Origin of the sequence: Paenibacillus sp. PL91 (assembly GCF_012935325.2) — a bacterium.
In the GTDB taxonomy this organism is placed as follows: Bacteria; Bacillota; Bacilli; order Paenibacillales; family Paenibacillaceae; genus Pristimantibacillus.
Map to the genome: position 1 here is coordinate 421,670 of NZ_JABBYG020000003.1, position 19,658 is coordinate 441,327.

The 19,658-nt window shown below is 49.1% G+C and carries 14 protein-coding genes; all 14 read right to left on the reverse strand.

Annotated features, from left to right (window positions below; all coding sequences use genetic code 11):
• Nucleotides 1-396: 396 nt before the first annotated feature.
• On the reverse strand, nt 397-2,394 hold the full coding sequence (locus tag HI950_RS10605) for a beta-galactosidase trimerization domain-containing protein (RefSeq protein ID WP_169083662.1): 1,998 nt from the start codon (nt 2,392-2,394) through the stop codon (nt 397-399).
• A gap of 12 nt (nt 2,395-2,406) precedes the next feature.
• Nucleotides 2,407-3,324, reverse strand: a complete 918-nt coding sequence (locus tag HI950_RS10610; RefSeq protein WP_169083661.1) for a metallophosphoesterase family protein — start codon at nt 3,322-3,324, stop codon at nt 2,407-2,409.
• Nucleotides 3,325-3,433: 109 nt separating this feature from the next.
• The gene (gene iolB, locus HI950_RS10615) at nt 3,434-4,243 is read right to left on the reverse strand and encodes a 5-deoxy-glucuronate isomerase (protein ID WP_169084009.1); all 810 of its coding nucleotides are present in this window, start codon (nt 4,241-4,243) and stop codon (nt 3,434-3,436) included.
• 56 nt (nt 4,244-4,299) lie between these two features.
• Entirely contained in the window at nt 4,300-5,745 is a 1,446-nt protein-coding gene (locus HI950_RS10620; RefSeq protein ID WP_169083660.1) for a CoA-acylating methylmalonate-semialdehyde dehydrogenase, read from the reverse strand.
• Between the two features lie 31 nt (nt 5,746-5,776).
• Complete coding sequence (gene iolC, locus HI950_RS10625) at nt 5,777-6,787, reverse strand: 5-dehydro-2-deoxygluconokinase (RefSeq protein ID WP_169083659.1); 1,011 nt, start codon at nt 6,785-6,787, stop codon at nt 5,777-5,779.
• Nucleotides 6,788-6,837: 50 nt separating this feature from the next.
• Entirely contained in the window at nt 6,838-8,703 is a 1,866-nt protein-coding gene (gene iolD / locus HI950_RS10630) for a 3D-(3,5/4)-trihydroxycyclohexane-1,2-dione acylhydrolase (decyclizing) (RefSeq protein WP_169083658.1), read from the reverse strand.
• Between the two features lie 103 nt (nt 8,704-8,806).
• Complete coding sequence (locus HI950_RS10635; RefSeq protein WP_169083657.1) at nt 8,807-9,571, reverse strand: sugar phosphate isomerase/epimerase family protein; 765 nt, start codon at nt 9,569-9,571, stop codon at nt 8,807-8,809.
• A 19-nt stretch (nt 9,572-9,590) separates the two neighbouring features.
• On the reverse strand, nt 9,591-10,550 hold the full coding sequence (locus tag HI950_RS10640; protein ID WP_169083656.1) for an aldo/keto reductase: 960 nt from the start codon (nt 10,548-10,550) through the stop codon (nt 9,591-9,593).
• 1 nt (nt 10,551) lies between these two features.
• The gene (locus HI950_RS10645) at nt 10,552-11,901 is read right to left on the reverse strand and encodes a glycoside hydrolase family 125 protein (RefSeq protein ID WP_411268083.1); all 1,350 of its coding nucleotides are present in this window, start codon (nt 11,899-11,901) and stop codon (nt 10,552-10,554) included.
• Nucleotides 11,852-14,995, reverse strand: coding sequence for an alpha-mannosidase (locus HI950_RS10650; protein ID WP_169083655.1), 3,144 nt, complete (start codon nt 14,993-14,995; stop codon nt 11,852-11,854). Before HI950_RS10650 ends, HI950_RS10645 begins: the two co-directional genes overlap by 50 nt.
• A gap of 208 nt (nt 14,996-15,203) precedes the next feature.
• The gene (locus tag HI950_RS10655) at nt 15,204-16,325 is read right to left on the reverse strand and encodes a GntR family transcriptional regulator (protein WP_169083654.1); all 1,122 of its coding nucleotides are present in this window, start codon (nt 16,323-16,325) and stop codon (nt 15,204-15,206) included.
• A gap of 81 nt (nt 16,326-16,406) precedes the next feature.
• A complete protein-coding gene (locus HI950_RS10660) occupies nt 16,407-17,234 on the reverse strand; it encodes a carbohydrate ABC transporter permease (protein WP_169083653.1) in 828 nt (275 codons plus the stop codon).
• A gap of 42 nt (nt 17,235-17,276) precedes the next feature.
• Complete coding sequence (locus HI950_RS10665) at nt 17,277-18,176, reverse strand: carbohydrate ABC transporter permease (protein WP_317618329.1); 900 nt, start codon at nt 18,174-18,176, stop codon at nt 17,277-17,279.
• 78 nt (nt 18,177-18,254) lie between these two features.
• On the reverse strand, nt 18,255-19,556 hold the full coding sequence (locus HI950_RS10670) for an ABC transporter substrate-binding protein (protein ID WP_169083652.1): 1,302 nt from the start codon (nt 19,554-19,556) through the stop codon (nt 18,255-18,257).
• Between the last annotated feature and the right edge of the window lie 102 nt (nt 19,557-19,658).

Sequence of the window (19,658 nt, forward strand, 5' to 3'; positions counted from 1 at the left end):
ACGTACTGCATTAGGTCTATTTTGTAGACTTATTTCTGGAAAAGCAGCTACTTCGCTAAAAATAGATCTACATTCTAGCTCTATTTTCTTAGAAAGGGTGCGGTAAACGCCAGTTGGCGGGGGTACGCACTGCATTAGGTCTATTTTGTAGACTTATTTCTATGATTGAGGCCAGTTTGCTATAAAATAGAGCTAGCTTCTAGCTCTATCTACATTAGAAGCGTCCGGCTTCAAATAATCGGCGGGGCTACTCGCTAAACGCTGAATCTAGGCAACGCGCATTGCTATTTGACTGTGCTGCAAAGGCCTGAAAAAAGAGCGGTCTCAAGGTTCATAACCTTTCGAGACCACCCCTATGCATCATGCCTGAGACTTTCACAGCCTCAGCCATAAATATTAAACTTTAAACTGAACCATCCGGTGGCTATGGAGATTAACCGAGATGCTCGTATAGCCTTCCTCGTCTTGCACAAAAGGAACATCAGCCATTTCCGGCAGCAGCCGCACTCCCTTTACAGCCTTGTCCAGCTTGACCCGAATTGAGATGTCACTTAAAGCCGGCACATCCTCGATAACCTGCGTGTCGCCGCGTAGAATAGGGACCGCGTACAGCAAATGCAGCACATAATCCGATTCGCCCGCAAGCCTCGTCAAGTTCACTTTTCCAGCGGAAGGCAGGCTTGTTGTCAAGATTGGCTCCGGCAGCAATTGCTTGATGATGTTCAAAAGCAAATCTTTGTACAGCTGCATGCCATGATTCCGATATAAACGGAACAAAGGCTGTGCGATATAGACGATATTTTCATGCTGAATGACTGCCGGATAGCCCGCTTCTTCCGCAGCAGGTGCATGAAGATGGGAGCAGAAATGTCCGTAGGTCCGGTTAAAGTAAGGTCTGTAAGAGTTCGCCAGCACCTCAGCCCCACCTACTGCAACTCGGTAACCTGACTCATAGTTAATAAATGGCGAGGATACAAGCCGATCCCCAAGCTGCTTCGACACTAAAGTATAATCGAGCTCCCACTCGGATTTCCCTTGGAACTCCGCGCCTACGGCAAGCGCGAATTCATCACGATCCGCCCTAAGACCGCTCTGCGCACTTAGAATGATTTTTCCTCCGCCTTCGGCATAGCGCTCCAGCTTTTGCTGCAACGCATCATTCAGACGAATCTGATCAGGCAAAATCAAAATGCGGTAAGCGGAGAAATCAGCTAGATCGTCGATCATATCGAATAAGTAATGGCCTTCCTCCAGCATCATGTAAGCACCCATATCGCTCGTTCTGCTGTCCTCCGCTCCATTAAGCGCGTTAGCTGAAAGAATGGCGATTTCAGCGATGCTCTCGGTATCGCGGCACCATTCCTCCTTCGCTTCGACATCCTCAAACGCTTCCCCAATAATCCGGTACGTTTCTTCATCCATGCGTCCGCTCGGGTGAAGCTGATCGCCGACGCAAATTCGGGCCCCGAAGGAAATCATCTGCTGGCACTCATAACGCAGCGCAGCCGGGCTTTTGAAGCCTCCGAACTCTCCCCACGACTTGTGGAACTTCCCGGTCATGCCGAGAAATTGAAAGTCCTGCTTGCGAATATACCGGACCATGCTTGTGAAATAATCGTACCCCCACCCGCCGGTAGGCAGCGATTCGATATCATAATGCGAATAATATTCATGATATTGCTTATCGCCCATTCTCTCCGTCGTGCAGTTATGATAAAGACGGGTCACCGGGTTGATCGACCAGATCAATTCCGATGTCGCCTTCAAATAGTTCAAATAAGTCTGTTTGGCAAGCTGCATGCGATGCTCTGGATTGTTCTCATCAAGCCCCTGCTCCTTCAGGCTGCTGCGGCAGCTTGCGCATAAGCAAGGATATTCGCCTACGATATCGTAGAAAATGCCGACAGGCTGGAACCGCTCCATGACCTCGCGAGTGTAGTCCAGTATATATTGAAGGTAGGGAGAATTTAGACAAAGCATATGCCAGCCATCCCAGCCGGTAGGAAGACTTGTCTCCTTAGTCGCTTTCGGCGGGCCGTATGGGTCGCCATCCTCCTTCACTACTACCCATTCGGGATGCTCTCTTGCGGCAAGCTCATTAAATCCGACCGTAATATAAATCGGCGCTTCAATGTCGTTCTGCTTGCATGCCTCCAGCATTCTTGGCAGCAAATTCGTTTCCAAATGCGGATGCGGCTTGCCGACAGCCGTGTCATAGTAGCTCCAGCCGTGATGGCACATCGCAAAAACGTTCAACGTATCAATTTTCGCCTGCTTCAAGCTGGCAATGAACTGCCCCTCGTCAAAGTCTCTGCCTACGCCCGTAATATGCTCTGATGTATGAAAATCAAGATGAACCTGCCTAAATCCAATCGGTTTAAATCTTTTCTTCATAAGATGCACCTCTTATTCTTCATGGTTGCTCATATCCACTTGATCAGCCTGAACGATCCACGTATCGAAAGCCCGTTTTCCTTCCTCAAGTCGAATGACTCTGGCGCCCTTTGGCAGCTTTCCATAGCAATTATATCCGGTTGCCCGGCCGTAACAAAGACGGATTCCGTGCAAAGTGCCGCAATAATCATTGTCATGGTCATGGCCGACAAAAGTGCCAACCACATCGCCTGACTGTACCATCGCCCCGAACAAGCCTGTGTTTACCTTTGGACACTCCACATTTTCCTCACGGGTGCCCGTCACCTGCTCCCCGTTCCACGCCGCATCGTATTCCGGAATCGGAATATGGAAAAAAGCCAGCGATGGAAGCGGACCGCCGTTTTGAGCGGTAAGCTTCTTCGATTGCTCTGTATACCACCCGATTTGATCCGGGTGAATCCAAGCATAGCCGCCAATCGGTTCCGGAGCATTGATGCCGGAGTCGAAGAAATAAAGCGCTGCCTTATCCTCGGTTCCACTCGCGCTCATGACTTTTAACATAAAATTGCCTATCCCATTGATGTCCTCGGGTCCAGCCTCAGTAAGGCAATTATCATCCTCTTGCTGAATAGCCAGAAGCTCCTCTCTCGATACTTCACCTTCAGCATCGTGGTTGCCGAACACGGCAGCCCAGGGAACTCCGGATTCAACAACGGGAGCAATAGCTCTGCGAAAGGATGCCTTTGGATCGGCAACGCCGTTGCTCCAAATCATATCGCCCGTTAACACGACGAGATCAGGCTTTTGCGCTGCAATCATGCTGCGAACCAAAGCTGTCGTTCGCTCGTCATCCTCCCGCTCTTCCTCTTTGCCGTCTCCAAGATGCATATCCGTAAACTGTAAAATATTAAAAGTGCCGTCTTGACGAAATTTCAAACCTGCAGCCATACGTATTCCCTCCAATGAGCTTGAGCGGTCAAATTACTTGATGCTAAAGCAATGCTTGCTGGGCAAGCTTCTCCGATACTCATAATCCGAGACCTCGCATGCTGTCATCTTAAGGTTTCGTCATGATCCATTCATGGTCCTTGTCGTTATGAAACTTCCAGATGCGGGTCGGGCCAGCCATGACATTCAAATAATAACAATCATAGCCCGGAGGCGCGGATACGGGGTGATAGCCGCGCGGAACCATTACAGCTTGCCCGTTCTTCACAACCAGCGTTTCGTCGAGCGAGCGGTCGTCGGTATAGACCCGCTGCATAGCAAACCCCTGCTCCGGCTGTATCCGGAAATAATAGGTTTCCTCAAGAAGCGACTCCGCAGGAAGATTATCTTGATCGTGCTTATGCGGCGGGTAGCTCGACCAATGGCCGTTCGGCGTAAACACCTCGACAACGAGCAAACTGTCCGCAGGCTCCTGCTCTGGTAAAATATTATGAATGCGCCGCTCGATGTTTCCATAGCCGCGCGTTTCGGTACCGACCTGTGCAGGCGCAATCAGCCTCGCCTTGTGGCTTCCGTACCCTGGTGCGGAGCATACGGCCACTTCAAGCTCGGTGAGCGCATGAATACGATAGCTATCTCCGCTTGGGACATACACGGAATAAGGAGGGATTTGCTCGAAAACATTCATCCGCTCGCCAATTTCCCGCCATTCCTGCTCGGCGGTTATGACATCTGCTTTTCCGCTAAGCAGCACGAGACATACTTCTTTATCCGCCGTTTCCCGGTGTAAGTCTTGCCCTTTCGAGAGACGGATCACTTCAAAGCCGACATATTGCCAACTGGCCGATTCCGGCGTAATTCGCATGACGCTTCCTTCGCGATCCGGTTCAGCCGATGGAGCTACGATTAGTTTGGACATCATATCTTTCCTCCTTTAAGCTTTGCCTGCCGGAGCTGCGAAGCAGTCTCCGCCTCCTACCAACGAGTCGTCAACATTTTTTTGCGCGTATAGAACTCAACGCCGTCGGTGCCGTTGGCATGAAGGTCGCCGTAAAACGACTTTTTCCAGCCGGAGAATGGGAAGAATGCCATCGGAGCAGGAACGCCAAGGTTAACGCCCAGCATGCCGGCTTCAATCGTCTCGCGGAATTGACGCACATAACCTCCGCTTTTCGTGAACAGGCATGCGCCGTTTGCAAAATCCGATGCGTTAGAAAGCTCAATCGCTTCTTCAAGCGTATCCACTCTCACAATAGAGAGCACGGGAGCAAAAATCTCGTCCTCCCAAATTTTCATTCCGCCTTTAACGTTATCAAAAATCGTCGGACCGACGAAGTAGCCTTTGCCCTCGCATGCCGCATCTTTGCGTCCGTCTCGCAGAAGAATCGCGCCCTCGTTCTCTCCGATCTCGATATACTTAAGGGTACGCTCCTTATGAGGACCCCGAATGACCGGACCTAAGAAAATACCATCCTCCGCACCGTTGCCGATCGTGATGCGGTCTGCCGCTTCCATCAGTTTGCTGACGAGCGTATCGCCTACCTCGCCGACGGCTACTACGACGGAGCACGCCATGCAGCGTTCGCCCGCGGAGCCGAAAGCGGCGTTAATAATTTCTTTGACCGTTACATCCATGTCAGCATCCGGCATGACGATAGAATGGTTTTTGGCGCCAGCAAGCGCTTGAACGCGTTTGCCATGAGCGGTTCCGGTTTTGTAGACATACTCCGCTACAGGCTGCGAGCCGACGAAGGAAATCGCAATGACGTCCTTATGCTCAAGCATCCCATTAACGACATCATGCGCGCCATGTACGATGTTGAACACACCATCCGGCAGGCCAGCTTCTTTAAACAGCTCCGCAAGGCGGTTGGCGAGCAGAGGCGTGCGCTCCGATGGCTTTAACACAAAGGTGTTGCCGCAAGCGATTGCAAGCGGGAACATCCAGCAAGGCACCATCATTGGGAAGTTGAACGGTGTAATCCCTACGACAACTCCGATCGGATACCGGTACATCGCGGATTCCAAATTGGAAGCGATATCCGGAAGCTGCTTGCCCATCATAAGCGTAGGAGCTCCGGCCGCAAATTCGACGCATTCAATGCCGCGCTGCACTTCGCCGTAAGCCTCGTTGTAGCTTTTTCCGTTCTCCAGCGTGACAAGCCGCGCTAATTCTCCCCAGTTCTCCACGAGCAGCTGCTGGTATTTAAAAAGAATGCGGGCACGGCGCGGAACCGGCGTGCGGCTCCACGTTTTGAACGCTTCCTTAGCCGTTTGAACCGCCAAATCTACGTCCTCGCGCGTAGAAAGCGGAACAAGCCCCAGCACCTCTTCCGTTGCGGGATTATATACTTCTTCGGTTGTAGTCGATGTGGACGGAACCCATGCTCCGCCAATCCAGTTATTCAGTACTTGCGCCATTATCGTTTGCCCCTTTCAAATCTGTCGGTATCTATGAGATCGTTATTTTGCCATTGCTGCAGTCTTCGATATATTGCTGGACCTCAGCGAAAGTCGGCATCGCATCGGAGCAGCTGTGGCTCGAAATGACGATACAGGCCGAAGCGCTTCCGAATTCCATGCTTTTCGCAAGCGTCCAGCCTTCCATAATGCCATATAGAAAACCAGCCGCGTAAGAGTCTCCCGCTCCGAAGGTTTTGACGACCTTCGCCGGAAAGCTCTTCGCGCGATGCGCCGTGCCATCAGCCGTGTAGGCGATGGAGCCTTCCTTGCCGTGCTTGATGATGACGATTTTAGCTGAGTAATCGAACCATTTGGATGCGGTAAAATGATCGCTGTGATCCGGATTTTGCTCGAAAGCCTCCATCATATCGAACTCTTCGCGCGTGCCCAGTATGATGTCGCACTTTTCTGCGGCTAGATTGTAATAGACAGCCGTTTCTTCTTTGGACGTCCATGTATAAGGCCGATAATCGAGGTCAAACGCGATGACGGTCTGATGCTTTTTGGCATAGTGCAGCGCTTGAAAGACCGCTTCCCGCGAAGGGCTCTTGGCGAGTGCCGTCCCGGATATTAGAAGCATTTTCGACTCGGCGATCAATTGCTCGCTTACCTCTCCTGCCGCAAGCTTAAGATCGGCGACGTTGTCTCGATACATAAGGATGCTGCAATCGGCCGGGCTCTTTATTTCCGTAAAAGCAAGACCGGTCACCGCGCCGGTGCTGTCGGTCAAGACGTTTGATGTGTCGATGCCGCCCCGGTTCAAATAATCGGTGATGAAGCGTCCCATTTGATCGTTCGCGACTTTGCCGATAAACGCGGTTTTTCGGCCGAGGCGAGACATCCCGATCGCGATGTTGGCGGGGGAGCCGCCGACATACTTGGTGAACGTCATCGTTTCTTCCATCGGACGGTTAATTTCGTTCGCATTCAAATCGATGCATAGCCTGCCGATAGCGGTAAAGTCAAACTTTTTATGTTGAGAAAAAGATAAATAAGTCATTGTGTGAGCTCCCTGCTTTCTTTGGACTTTAGACAATCCGCGATCAGGCGTTAGCGGAGGGTAACGGTTTGGATTTTGGCATTCATCTCTTTGCCTGCTCGAGCAACTTTATCGCTGACGGATACCTCGGGCACACCCACGTTCCACCAAGACTCATATCCACCCGTATTCGTGCCCGGCACGACTGGAATTTCGATCAATGTCGTCACCGTTTCCTGCTTTGCGAGCTGCAGCGCTTCTTTTAATTGCTCCGCATTATCGGCTTTATAAGCCTTCGCTCCCAAGCTGCGGGCATGGGCTGCAAAATCAATCAGCATATAGGAACCGGACAGTCTGCCCGTCTCCTGCGAGCGATAGCGGAACTCGTTGCCGAATCCGTCGCTGCCATGTCCTCGCTGCAAGTTGTGTATGCACTGGAAGCCGTGATTGTCGAACAACAAAATCGTTATTTTACGGCCCTCTTGAAGGCTCGTCACCAGTTCGGAGTGAAGCATCAAGTAGCTGCCATCCCCAACGATCGCATAAACCTCTCGAGCAGGCTCAGCAAGGGCAACCCCAAAAGCGCCTGCGATTTCATATCCCATACAGGAGAAGCCATATTCCATATGATAGGTCTTAGGCTCGGCAGGCCTCCACAGCCTGTGGAGATCGCCCGGAAGACTACCCGCCGCGCATACGACGACAGAGGATGGATCAATCGTCTCCTGAATAACGCCAAGCGCGCGGGTTTGTGCAAATCCCGCTTCATGCTCAGCTCCGTAAAGCCGATCAACCTCACTGTCCCATTCCTGCTTCAATGCCTTGATGGCTGCAGGAGTATGCTTGCTGCGGTAATGGATTTGTTCAAGCGCCTCATGCAGCGCCTTCAGCCCTTCTTTGGCATCAGCGATGACAGCTGCGCCGTTCAGCTTGGAGGAATCAAAGCCGCTTACGTTCAAATTGACGAATTGGACATCCGGATTGCCGAATGCCGATTTGGACGATGTCGTAAAATCAGAATAACGGGTGCCGACACCGATGATCAGATCCGCCTCACTTGCCAGCTTATTGGCTGCCAATGTCCCCGTAACGCCGATCGCTCCAACGTTTAAGGGGTGGTTCCACGGCAAAGAGCTCTTGCCGGCCTGCGTTTCCGACACGGGAATGCCGAAAGTTTCAGCGAATGCGCCCAGCTCCTTCATCGCTTCGGCATACAGTACCCCGCCGCCAGCGATAATCAGCGGCTTCTTTTTATTTTTGATAAGCTGAGCAGCACGTAGAACGGCATCCGCGGAAGCCGGTCTACGATCGATAAAATGAACCTTCCGCTCGAAAAATGTAGACGGGTAATCGTACGCTTCCGCCTGAACATCCTGCGGCAGGGCGAGCGTGACAGCTCCTGTCTCTGCAGGATCTAGTAGTATACGTATCGCATTCGAAGCTGCTGTCATAAGCTGCTCCGGACGCACGATGCGATCCCAGTACTTGCTTACCGCCTTAAACGGCTCGTTAGCAGAAATCGTATAGTCGCTGGCCACTTCAAGCTGCTGAAGCACCGGGTCCGGCTGTCTGCTTGCAAAGTTGTCGCCCGGCAGCAGAAGAACCGGTATGCGGTTCACCGTCGCGGTTGCCGCCGCAGTTATCATATTGAGAGCACCAGGCCCGATAGAAGAGGTGCAGGCAAAAATTTGCTTGCGGTTGCTTTGCTTTGCGAACGCAGCTGCGGCATGAACCATGCCCTGCTCGTTTTTCCCTTGCATATAAACCAAATCGCCTGCGCTTCTCTCTAAAGCTTCGCCGATCCCCGTGACGTTTCCATGTCCGAATATTCCCATAACGCCTTTGATGAACTTCGTCTCTACTCCGTCAATCGATACGTACTGATTATCGAGAAATCGCAGCAGCGCTTGCGCCATCGTTAGCCGAATCGTAGTCATCCGTTTCAAGGCCTCCCTATATTTCAAAATGAGCCAACCTTTATAAGAAGAAAAAATGGAGCGAGTTGAAAAGAAGCTCACTCCACCCATTCTATTTGCTAGTCTACTTGTTCCATTTGCCCGTCATTTCTTTAAGGTAGTTAAAGCTCGTTTCCAAGCTGTCGAACGGACTGCCAAGGCAGTAATCCTGCTCCACGCAATACCATTCTACGCCATGATTCTCGCCCCACTTCAAAATCGGCTCAAAATCAATGACGCCGTTACCGATTTCGGTGAACGTTCTGCTTTCATCTGCGGACATATCCTTCAAATGCAATATCGGTATTTTGTTCGGAAATTTGGACATGTACGCAAGCGGATCACGGTTTGCAAAGCTTACCCAATAAGTATCAATTTCCGGATAAATAAAGCGGTTGCCTTCAGGCTCCAGCACGAAGTCCAGTGCCGGCTTCCCATCGACATCGAGCTCGAACTCGAACTCGTGATGGTGATAGCCAACGCGGAAGCCGAGCGGCTTTACTTTGTCGGATATTTCAAGCAGCTGGCGCTTCGCAAGGCGGTAACCCGCCTCGTTTTGCAATTCGTCCTCCAAATAATGATTAAAGAAGTCCGTCGTTCCGAAGAGCCGCGCTTCTTCAAGCACGACATCAAGCTCCTGCGTCATCCGGTCTAGGCCAACATGCATGCCTGCTACGGATAACCCCGTCTCCTTCAGAACAGCCGCGATTTCGACAGCCGGATAGCCGTGCAAACCGTCGATCTGTACAGCTTTCCAGCCCATCTTGCTGAGTGTGCGAAGCGTCTCATAAAAGTCCTTCTTAAGCTCGTCTCTAAGTGTATATAGTTGAGCGGCAAATTTATGCTGCATGGTTGTTGCTCCTCTCAAATTAAATGCGGTCTGTAACCAAATCCAGCCATTGAATCTCGTTTTCTGTAAGCGGCATGCTCATGCCTTGAATGGATGATTGCAATTCAGGCAGTCTCTCAGGTCCGATGAGCGCTGCAGTCGGATAAGTCTGGTGCAGCACGTAAGCAAGCGCGATTTGAATAGCTGATGCACCTTTGCTCTCTGCAAGCTCCGTCGCACGGCGGTAGCGCTCCCAGTTATCCGGCGTATAATATACGTCTACCATTTCTTCGTCTTCCAAATTGTCAGGCGAGTAACGTCCCGAGAAAAATCCGCCAGCCTGCGAGGACCAGGACAGAAGCGGCAAATTGTTATTCTGATGCCATTCGATCATCTCGCGCCCAGCGGATATGCTGCCCGGCCAACGCGGAATGCGGCATTTCGCCAAGCTTAGATTCGGACTGCTGAACGTAAAGCCGATTAAGCCATGCGCTTTGGCATAGTCGTTAGCGGCTTGAATTCTTTCGTGGCTCCAGTTGGATGCCCCGATAGCATGAATGCGGCCAGCTTCCACATGCTCGTTTAATGCCTCCATGATCGGTCCAACCTCGACGGAAGGATCGTCGCGGTGCAGAGCGTAAAGATCGATGTAGGAGGTGCGAAGACGCTCCAGGCTCTCCAAGACATCCTTGTTGATCGCTTTTGCATTCACGCGATTGCCAGGCTCGCCGTCGTCCGGATGCGCGCCCTTCGTCATAATGTTTACCTCAGCTCGTTTGCCTGTCTCATCAAGCCATCTGCCTATTTTTTGTTCGCAATCATCATACTGGTGCGCAGTATCGAACGTGTTGCCGCCTGCCGCGAGGTAGGCGCCAAACATCTCATGGATGTAGTCCATATCATCCGCGCGCAAAAAGTTTGTGGAGCCCATAATGAGCTGTGAGCAAGATTTAAAGATCGGCTGCCCGTTTTGAGTAGCTTGTATTTGAATTGTTTTCATCTTATCCCTTCCATTCTTCAGAGGATTGCTCGGCTATCATGCTGACGAATTCTGCAAATAAGCTATTCGCCCATGCAAACCATGGTCTTGTAAATGTTGATGGATCATCTTTATGGAACCCTTCATGCATATATCCGGTTCCTGCATGAGTGGACGACAGCATGGCCAAAATATCCCGCTTTTCCTGCTCGTCGTTTGACGTTAATCCCTGCATGCTGAGAGCAATATGCCAAATATACGATTCTGGCGTATGCGGGCTTCCAATACCTCTAGCTACTGAGCCTTCGAAGTAATAAGGATTGTCTTCGCTAAGAATAAACCGTCTAGTGTTCTGGTAGACAGCATCCTCCTTCGACCTGTAACCGAGATAAGGAATCGAGAGCAAGCTTGGCACATTGGCGTCGTCCATCAGATTGTAGTTGCCGAATCCATCTGTCTCATAGGCATACATCTTGCCATACTTCGGATGATGAACCACTCCGTATGTTTCGATTCCGTATTCGATCTCTTCCCTAATAGAAGATGCTTTTTCAAGCAATTCGCGGTCCTTGTAAATCGAATCCGCAATTTCCTCTACATGCTTGAGAACGACAGCCGCAAACATGTTGGAGGGAATCAAATAGCCGTGCGTGCAGGCGTCATCGCTTGGTCGGAAGCCCGACCAGGTCATGCCCGTATAATTAACCGGCATACCCGTTCCGTTATTTCTAAGCGTATCGGTAGGCGGGCAATCCCGCCGAATAAATTGATAAGGCGATTGCTCGGTATGCCTTTGTTCCACACGCCACAGATCGATAATTTGGTGCACCGCAGCTCGGAAGGAGTCATCGAACAAGCTCGTTATCCCCGTCTCTTTCCAATATAAGTAGCTGAGCCAGATCGGATAGCACAAGGAATCGATCTCATATTTCCGCTCCCACACCCACGGATTTAGTTCGGTCTCATCAATATCGATACGGTTATCGTTATCCTCAACATTAAACGCATTTGCATAAGGGTCGATTCCGATATATTTCAGCTGTCTGCGAATCAAGCCCTCAATCGTTTGCTGCAGCGTCTCGTCCTCTCCTGCGAGGGGGAGATAATGCTTAACCTGTGCGGAAGAGTCGCGCAGCCACATGGCCGGAATATCGCCTGTAATGACAAAGGTTGTTCCATCATTTAATCGCTCTACGGTCGTTTCGAATGTACTGGCAAAGCAAGGCCCAAACATCGGAGCAAGCTCCTTGAGATCGGGGTGCTTATCCAGCTTGCTTACGATTTGTTCGACATAATGGCTCATCTGTTCGGTCAGCTTCATCTTAGAACTCGTTCCTTTCTTTAAAGACGACAGCAAATGTCTTAATTTCATAAGGCGTAAACTCCGTGACAATCGAAGAGCTTAATTGGGACTCTCCCAAAGGTTTTTCCATCAGATTGCATTCCTGCCACGAGATGATGTCCAGATCGCTTCCGATTGTCACTTCTTTGCGGCTTCCTGAATAGTCATGCAGCCTAATGATGACCTTGTCGCCATCTTCCGCTTTTTTGACCGCATCGATCATTACACCGTCAGCCGACAATGTGAACAACGATTTTTGCAGGCCTGGTGCTGTTCCCTGATGGCTGGTCAGCGGATTATTCAAATTCCACGCTTCAACAACCGTACCGCCTTCGTACCAATCTCCTTTATGAGGCAATAATGAATAGGTGAATTGATGCAAGCCGATATCCTGTTCCGGATCAGGGAAGTTAGCTGATTTAATAAGTGACAGGCTGAGGACATTGTCCTTGATGTCGTAGCCGTATTTGCAATCATTAAGCAAGCTCACGCCGAATCCCCGCTCGGACAGATCCGCCCATTGATGTCCAACAACCTCGAATCTTGCCAAATCCCAGCTCGTATTCCAGTGTGTCGGTCGTTTAACATTCCCGTATTGAATGTCATAAGTGGCTTCGGTCGAACGAACGTCAACTTCGAAGGCTGCTTTCAGCAGTTGGCTTTGCTCCTGCCAATCTACGTTTGTCACAAAATCGATTCTCCGATTGCTGCTGTACACCTTCATATCTTGAACGAGGGAGGAACGGTTATAAGTCCAGCGGAAACGAACGACAGCGTACAAGGGGCCAGCTTCAAGCAGCACAACGGATTCCAGCTCGGTAACTTCAAGCATCTTTTCCTTGTAAAAAATATCGATGTCCCAAGCATCAAATGCGAGTGGTTTATCTTCAAATACACGCAGCACATTGCCTCTGCCGTCTTTCTTCAGCACATTTCGGCGAAGCTCCTTATCCCAAATGTCGATAAGCTGGCCTTGCTCGTTCCATATTAACTTATAAAATGGCGTCTCTAATCCGCTCTTAGAAAACGTAAAGCTTGCTGACTGGAATGTTTCTTCGGACTTAGGAACGAACCGGATAGGCGTATAGCCCATAGCAGGCACCTTCACCAAAACCGACCAGCCCTCCAGACCCTTATGAGCAGGAAGCTCCTTGCCTTCATGATCGATCCAGACGCCGCTTCCTTCAACTGGATTTGCAATCTCAAGCAAATCCTCCCGCTCCCAAGCCGAGCTATTCAGAACGGTATAAGTATCCGGGTTAACCTCCGTCAATTGGCTAAGCGCTTCCGAGCGAACCTCCGAAATCAACATTTGCGCTTCGCTGTATTCCACAGCAGCGTCCTCATACACCTCTTGGATCGAAGAGCCAGGAATAATATCATGGAATTGATTGCGCAGGATGATTCTCCAGCCGTCATTGATTTGCTGCTGACGGTATTTCATCCAATTTCCTTCAAGCAGGCTTGCAAATGCGCTTATCCATTCGCCCTCGCGATAGCCGAGCTCTAGCTTTCGATTCATCCGCTTAACCTTTGCTTGGCTCGTATATGTCCCGCGGTGATACTCAAGGTACAGCTCGCCATCCCAGGTATGAACGTATTGCTCCGTGCTGTCAATCGTCTCTTGCAGCCGTTCGAAATAATCGCCTGCCGTTCCGGTCTTCACATGCGGGAGACCCGGCATTTCATCTAGCCTACGGCGCATTTCCAGCATCTCGCGATTCACGCCGCCGCCCCCGTCGCCATAGCCGTATGACAGGAGAAGCTCTTCATTTAATTCTTTATCCCTGTAATTGTCCCAAATATGATAAGTCTCATAAGCCGTTAATCTGCCGTTGTAGGTGTACATCCAAGAATCTTTGCTATGTCCCGGCTCCGGAGTCGTAATGAAATGCGCCATGATCTCCGATCCGTCCATCCCACGCCACGTAAACGTATCATGCGGAATGCGATTAAATTGATTCCAGCTGATCTTAGTCGTCATAAAGCGGTCGATTCCCGATTTTTTCAAAATTTGCGGAAGCGCCCAGCTGTAGCCAAATACGTCTGGAAGCCATAAGTACGTGCAAGCCTTGCCGAACTCGTCCTGAAGGAATCGCGTCCCGAACAATACTTGCCGAACGAGCGACTCTCCGGAAGGAATATTGCAATCGGCTTCAAGCCACATGCCGCCGGCCGCTTCCCATCTGCCTTCTGCCACTCTCTCACGAATACGCTCATAGATTTCGGGATAATCCGTTTTGATGTACTCGTATAGCTGTGGTTGCGTTTGCAGGAACACGTAATCCGGATACTGCTCCATCAACCGCAATACGGTCGAGAACGATCGAGCGATCTTCTCGCGAGTATGCTTCAGACGCCATAACCATGCTACGTCGATATGGGTGTGTCCAACGCAAGTAACCGTAATACGCGAATGCTTCTCGATCCGGCCTAGCTCCTCCTTCAAGATGGCGAGCGCTGCAGAGATTGAGCTGTAAAAGTCATCGCTTTCTCTGTTTTGCCAACTAATCTCGCGCAAGGAACGGTCGATAGCTTTTAGAAGCTGGTGCCTTTCTGGCTGCACGGCTGGCAGTACAAGAACGGTTTCCAATGCAGCTTTAACCGTAAAGTAATAGTCATCAACGCTTTCATCAAGCCAGCTTATTTCCGCCATCTTAAGACGGTGAACCTGAACGGTTTTAGGGCCTCCTCCCTCCAAACCGGACCATAAGCGGAACGTAAGTCGAAGCTTATTCCCGGCTTCCTGAACAGGCAAAAACACTTCCTTATGGTTGGCATCTACGCCTTGGTAAGGATGTCCGTGAAGAAAGAGAAGCGACTCGAAACCCGAATTGGTTCCTTCGTCGGTTTTGCCAAAGTCGAATCTGCCAACTATTTTTTTGCCGCTCCATTGTTTAGGTATATCAACCTCACAGGAAAGCCAAGCATACATATCTCTGCCTTCCCAACGGGAACCCGTCTCGATTGTTGACCAGGCTTCATCTTCTTTAGGAGGAAATGCGCCAATTTCACCCTTCTCATCTTGCAAAAAGCGAAACGCTGGTATTTTTACCCCTTCGCGATATCGCAAGGGCTCCATTTCATCTAATCTTGCCTTAATCTTGTCTTCCAAGAAGAACATGCTTTTGCCCCCTGACACCATGATTTTATATACCCAATTATATATCTAATACAAATTGATGTAAATAAAATAATATTACTAATTAATAAAAAATAGTTGAATTTGGTATGAAAAAATCGAAATATGTTATATCTGCATTTGAAAGAGAATATAAAAAAGCCCCTGGGTATCCAGGGGCTTCACTATGCATTTGGATGCAATAAGACGATTATACTTCCTCAGCCATCTCTTTAACGCTATCTCTTTCCACTAAATTAACAGGGATGAGATTTTGCCGGTAATCCATATTTTTCTTTTCAATGATGTCCACGATTATGGTCGCAGCTTTTTGCCCGATTTCATAGTAATTTTGGGCCACCGTCGTTAAGGGAACCTGTGCATATCCAACGTTTTCCTCATTATCGAATCCAATGATCGACATTTGTTCCGGTACCGAAATGCCGGCATGCTGACATGCCTTGAGCAAGTCGATCGCCAGATCATCATGCTCAGCCTGAATAGCTGTAATATTTTGATCGGCTAGCTCTTCAACCAATGCTGTTAATTTTGCGATACGGTCCTCATCTGCGATCCCCTTGTAAACCTCCGGGACGATATAATCGCTCTGAATAGTCAACCGGTGATCCTTATGAGCCGAGCAATAACCGATAAACCGCTCTCTGATCGTGCTTCGAAGATCAACCTCGATAGCCGTAACGAAAGCGATGCGGGTATGCCCTTTGCGTATTAAATGGTCAGCAGCCATATAGCCGCCGGTTTTATTGTCAGACACGACATTACTAATTTCAACGCCCTCATAGTGCTGGTCAATCAGCACGATCGGGAAGTCGTTCATGAAGAGCGTGTTTACCGTTGCGATATTATGAGAAGTACTCGACGGGTAGAGAATGATGCCGCTATGCCCGCTATTGTACATTTTGAGCAGCAGCTCTTTTTCTTTCTCTACGTTCCAGTTCGAGATATGAATACTCAAGAAATAGCCTCTTGGATCCAAGTAATCATTAGCCCCTTGAATGTAATCAAGCCGGCCTGTTGAGGACCAGGGAAGGATCATCGAAATGATCGGAGTTCGAAAAGAAGAGGAAACCTTCTCCATTCCACTCGTCTCTTCATGGTTGCGGACATAGCTTCCGCTCCCGCGTTTCCTATACACAAGGCCTTGCTTCTCAAGCTCGATTAGCGCCCGCTTGGACGTAATGCGGCTAACGCCATACTGGTTCGCAAGATCTATTTCCGTCGGCAACTTATCATTATCTCTGTACACTCCGTCTTTGATTTGCTGCTGCAAATCTTCCATAATCCGAAGATATAAGGGTTTGCTACCTTGCATCAGCACTCCGCCACCCTGTTCATTGTAATCTGAATGTTATGTCCATTTTACCAGAGACTGTAAGACTTGCATACCAATAAATTAGCTTTTAACCGCCCCGTCAGAGAGACCGGCAATAAATTGACGGCTGACGATAAGGAAAAAAACAATCAACGGAAGCGTTGCCAGTAGCGTTCCAGTCATAAGCATAGCATAGTTCGCTGTATGTGTTGTTTTCATCGATGCGAGCGCAACCATTAGCGTAAATTTCGAAGAATCGGTCAAAACCACTAGCGGCCATAAGTAATCTTCCCACGTTGCCATGAACGAAGTGATGCCAAGAAAAGCAAGCGCCGGTCTTAGAACCGGAAGCGCGACGCTGAAATAAAGCCTGAAATTGTTGCAGCCATCGATCCGTCCAGCCTCCAAAAGCTCATCATGAATCGCGTCTTGAGCGAATTGACGAATCCAGAAAATTCCGAAGGCGCCTGCGAGACCAGGTATGATCAACGCTTTGTAATCCCCTAGCCAGCCCAGCTCCTTCATAATCATGAATTGCGGAACAAGCGAGAGCTGTCCTGGAATCATCATGGTCGCAAGCAGCACTACAAACAGTACTTTGCTGCCGGGAAACTTGAATTTCGCGAATGCGAAACCGGCAAGTGATTCCAAAAACAATCGCAAGACAGTCGTAACGACTGCGACAAAAACGGTGTTCATGAACGCCCGGCCGAAATCGATGGTATCAAGCACACTGCGAATATTCACCCATAGCTGATCGCCGACAACGAGCTTCGGCGGAAAGGCGAACACGGCGCTAGTTGTGTTCGTTGACATCACGAACAACCAATAAAACGGGAAAATGGATATAACAACTCCGATCATCAAGACCAGATGAATCATCAATTTTTTGATTATTTCTTTTTGCATATTCCTGCACCTCACGAAAGGTTAGTCGTTACTATCATCGGGTTAACGATCATCGGCAGGCTTAAATAGTTTCCAGTTCAGGAATGAGATGACCATTATAATGGCGAACATTACCCAAGAAACTGCTGCTGCATAGCCATAATTGTTATACTTGAATGCTTCGCGGAACAAGTAGAGCACTATCGTTTCAGAGCCTGGATAAGGCGATGTAAGCGTTGATAGCACTTGAGGCTCCGTGAAGATTTGCAAGCCGCCGATCGTCGACATCATGACTGTGAACAGGATGATAGGCCGAAGCATCGGAATCGTAATTTTACTAAACGTATCATACATTGTAGCTCCGTCAATTTTAGCTGCTTCATAGAGATCATTCGGAATTTTCTGAAGCCCGGCCAAATAAATAATCATGTTGTACCCAAGGAATCGCCAGTAAATCATAGTAGCAATAATGAATTGCACGCTTATTTTGTGATTCAGCCAAGCAATTTCATTCAGGCCGATTTTCTGCAAAAGGTAGTTTGCAAAGCCGTAATGATTTCCGAAAAAGGATTGAAAAATGATAACGACAGCGACCATTGCGGTTACATTCGGAAGATAAAAGGCAATCCGGTAAAAATCTTTGAATCGAACGATGCTCAAATTGATTAAAAATGCGAATACGAGCGCGCTGCACAATAATGGAATATTAGCCATCGCCCAAATGGTGAATGTGTTTTTCACCGCTTCATAAAATTTAGGATCCTTAAACAAGAACTCGAACTGCGACAGTCCGACATATTCCAGTTCCCCAATTCCGTCCCATTTGTTAACAGCAAGATAGGCTGAGAACAAGATTGGGAACAAGCCAAACACCAAAAACAAAAGATAAAACGGAGAAATAAATAAATACAGCGTCTTGTTTTTCATAGCCTCTTTCCACGTTTGCCTTACATTAGTACCCACATTGCCAACCTCCTAACTTCTTGATGCATGGGTGAAAGAAGGACGAGGCTTCTAGCCATCGCCCTTCTAAGTTTAAGCTTAGCGACTCAATTCTCTCTTCACATTTTCAAGCGCTTCATTCCATGCTGCTTCTGAATCTTTCTTGTTTGTATCAACCAAGCTTAATTGCTCGATGATAGCATCTTCTACTTTGCCGTCTCTTGGATCGGAGTACGAAATTACAACATCCTTAGCTGCTTCTCCAAACACAGTGCCAACAGACTGCCCGCCGAAGAACTCATCCGGCTGTTTCATATCTTCATCCTCATAGATGCCAGGAGTAGAAGGATAGTTGCCGAATTCCACGAACCCTTTTTTCAGGTTTTCTGCATTAGTCAGGAACTTAATAAGCTCAGCCGCTTCTTCTGGGTGCTTCGTTGTTTTCAATGCGCCGAAGAAGGAACCGCCTTGGTTGCCGACTCCGCCCGCCGGATAAGCAATACGCCATTTGCCTTTCGTATCTGGAGCTGCGGAAATAATGTCGCCCTTCATCCATGAAGGACCGATAAGGGATGCCATCGTGCCATTGTTAAGCGCCGCGTTGCTCTCCGAGCTCGACGACATGCCGAAGGTTGCGCCGGATTGGTAAGCTTTAACGGCAGTATCCCAAGCTTGCTTCACATGTCCTTCTTCGCCGATGAAATTGCCTGTTTCATCAAAGTAGCGTTTCGGCATTTGACCGATTACGTTGCGGTAGATGTCTACGATCGTAGCCATGCCGCCTTTTGTTTTTTCATGAACAGTCTTGGATAGCGCGATGAAATCATCCCAAGTCTTCACTTTTTCTTTGATTTCTTCTGGCGTTGAAGGTACGCCTGCTTGCTTGAACAGATCCTCGCGGTAGAACATTACTGTCGGAGCAACATCGATTGGCATGGCGATTTGAACCTTGCCTTCTTCTGCCGAAGCCACATTCCATTTCCATTCCAGATACTGATCCTTCAGATCAGCCGCGCCGTAGTCATTCAAATTAACAAATTTGTCGCTGTACTGGATCAATTCTGTAATCCAGCTGTCCATTGCCGTTACATCAGGTCCGCCAGCGCCGCCAGCGAGCGAAGTTTTCAGCTTTGTCATGTATTCGCCGCCAGGTGGCAGCTTTTGCGCATTCAGCTCAATATTCGGGAACTTCGTTTTTGCTTCTTCAACTGTCGAGTCCGAAATAGCGCCATTCCAATACCACAACGTCAATTTCACTTTTTCGCCTGATGATGAGGAGCCGCCGTTATTCGGGCTGTCTTCTCCTTTATTGCCGTTATTACCGTTCCCGCCGCTGCAAGCTGAGAGAAGAATAGCTGTAATCAGCGTAAGCACAAATAAAAAAGTCAACTTTTTGTTCATTTTTAGGTTCCCCCTGTAAGAAGTATTCAAAGCACTGCATGATAAAGCGAAAATAATGTGATATAGCGCTGTCCTAAATCTAGCTCGCGCAGCCCCCCTCGA

Bases quoted from the DNA above. Each gene is read 5' to 3' on its own strand.
- HI950_RS10605 (WP_169083662.1), bottom strand. From the start codon at position 2,394: ATGAAGAAAAGATTTAAACCGATTGGATTTAGGCAGGTTCATCTTGAT.
- HI950_RS10610 (WP_169083661.1), bottom strand. From the start codon at position 3,324: ATGGCTGCAGGTTTGAAATTTCGTCAAGACGGCACTTTTAATATTTTA.
- iolB (WP_169084009.1), bottom strand. From the start codon at position 4,243: ATGTCCAAACTAATCGTAGCTCCATCGGCTGAACCGGATCGCGAAGGA.
- HI950_RS10620 (WP_169083660.1), bottom strand. From the start codon at position 5,745: ATGGCGCAAGTACTGAATAACTGGATTGGCGGAGCATGGGTTCCGTCC.
- iolC (WP_169083659.1), bottom strand. From the start codon at position 6,787: ATGACTTATTTATCTTTTTCTCAACATAAAAAGTTTGACTTTACCGCT.
- iolD (WP_169083658.1), bottom strand. From the start codon at position 8,703: ATGACTACGATTCGGCTAACGATGGCGCAAGCGCTGCTGCGATTTCTC.
- HI950_RS10635 (WP_169083657.1), bottom strand. From the start codon at position 9,571: ATGCAGCATAAATTTGCCGCTCAACTATATACACTTAGAGACGAGCTT.
- HI950_RS10640 (WP_169083656.1), bottom strand. From the start codon at position 10,550: ATGAAAACAATTCAAATACAAGCTACTCAAAACGGGCAGCCGATCTTT.
- HI950_RS10645 (WP_411268083.1), bottom strand. From the start codon at position 11,901: ATGAAATTAAGACATTTGCTGTCGTCTTTAAAGAAAGGAACGAGTTCT.
- HI950_RS10650 (WP_169083655.1), bottom strand. From the start codon at position 14,995: ATGTTCTTCTTGGAAGACAAGATTAAGGCAAGATTAGATGAAATGGAG.
- HI950_RS10655 (WP_169083654.1), bottom strand. From the start codon at position 16,325: ATGCAAGGTAGCAAACCCTTATATCTTCGGATTATGGAAGATTTGCAG.
- HI950_RS10660 (WP_169083653.1), bottom strand. From the start codon at position 17,234: ATGCAAAAAGAAATAATCAAAAAATTGATGATTCATCTGGTCTTGATG.
- HI950_RS10670 (WP_169083652.1), bottom strand. From the start codon at position 19,556: ATGAACAAAAAGTTGACTTTTTTATTTGTGCTTACGCTGATTACAGCT.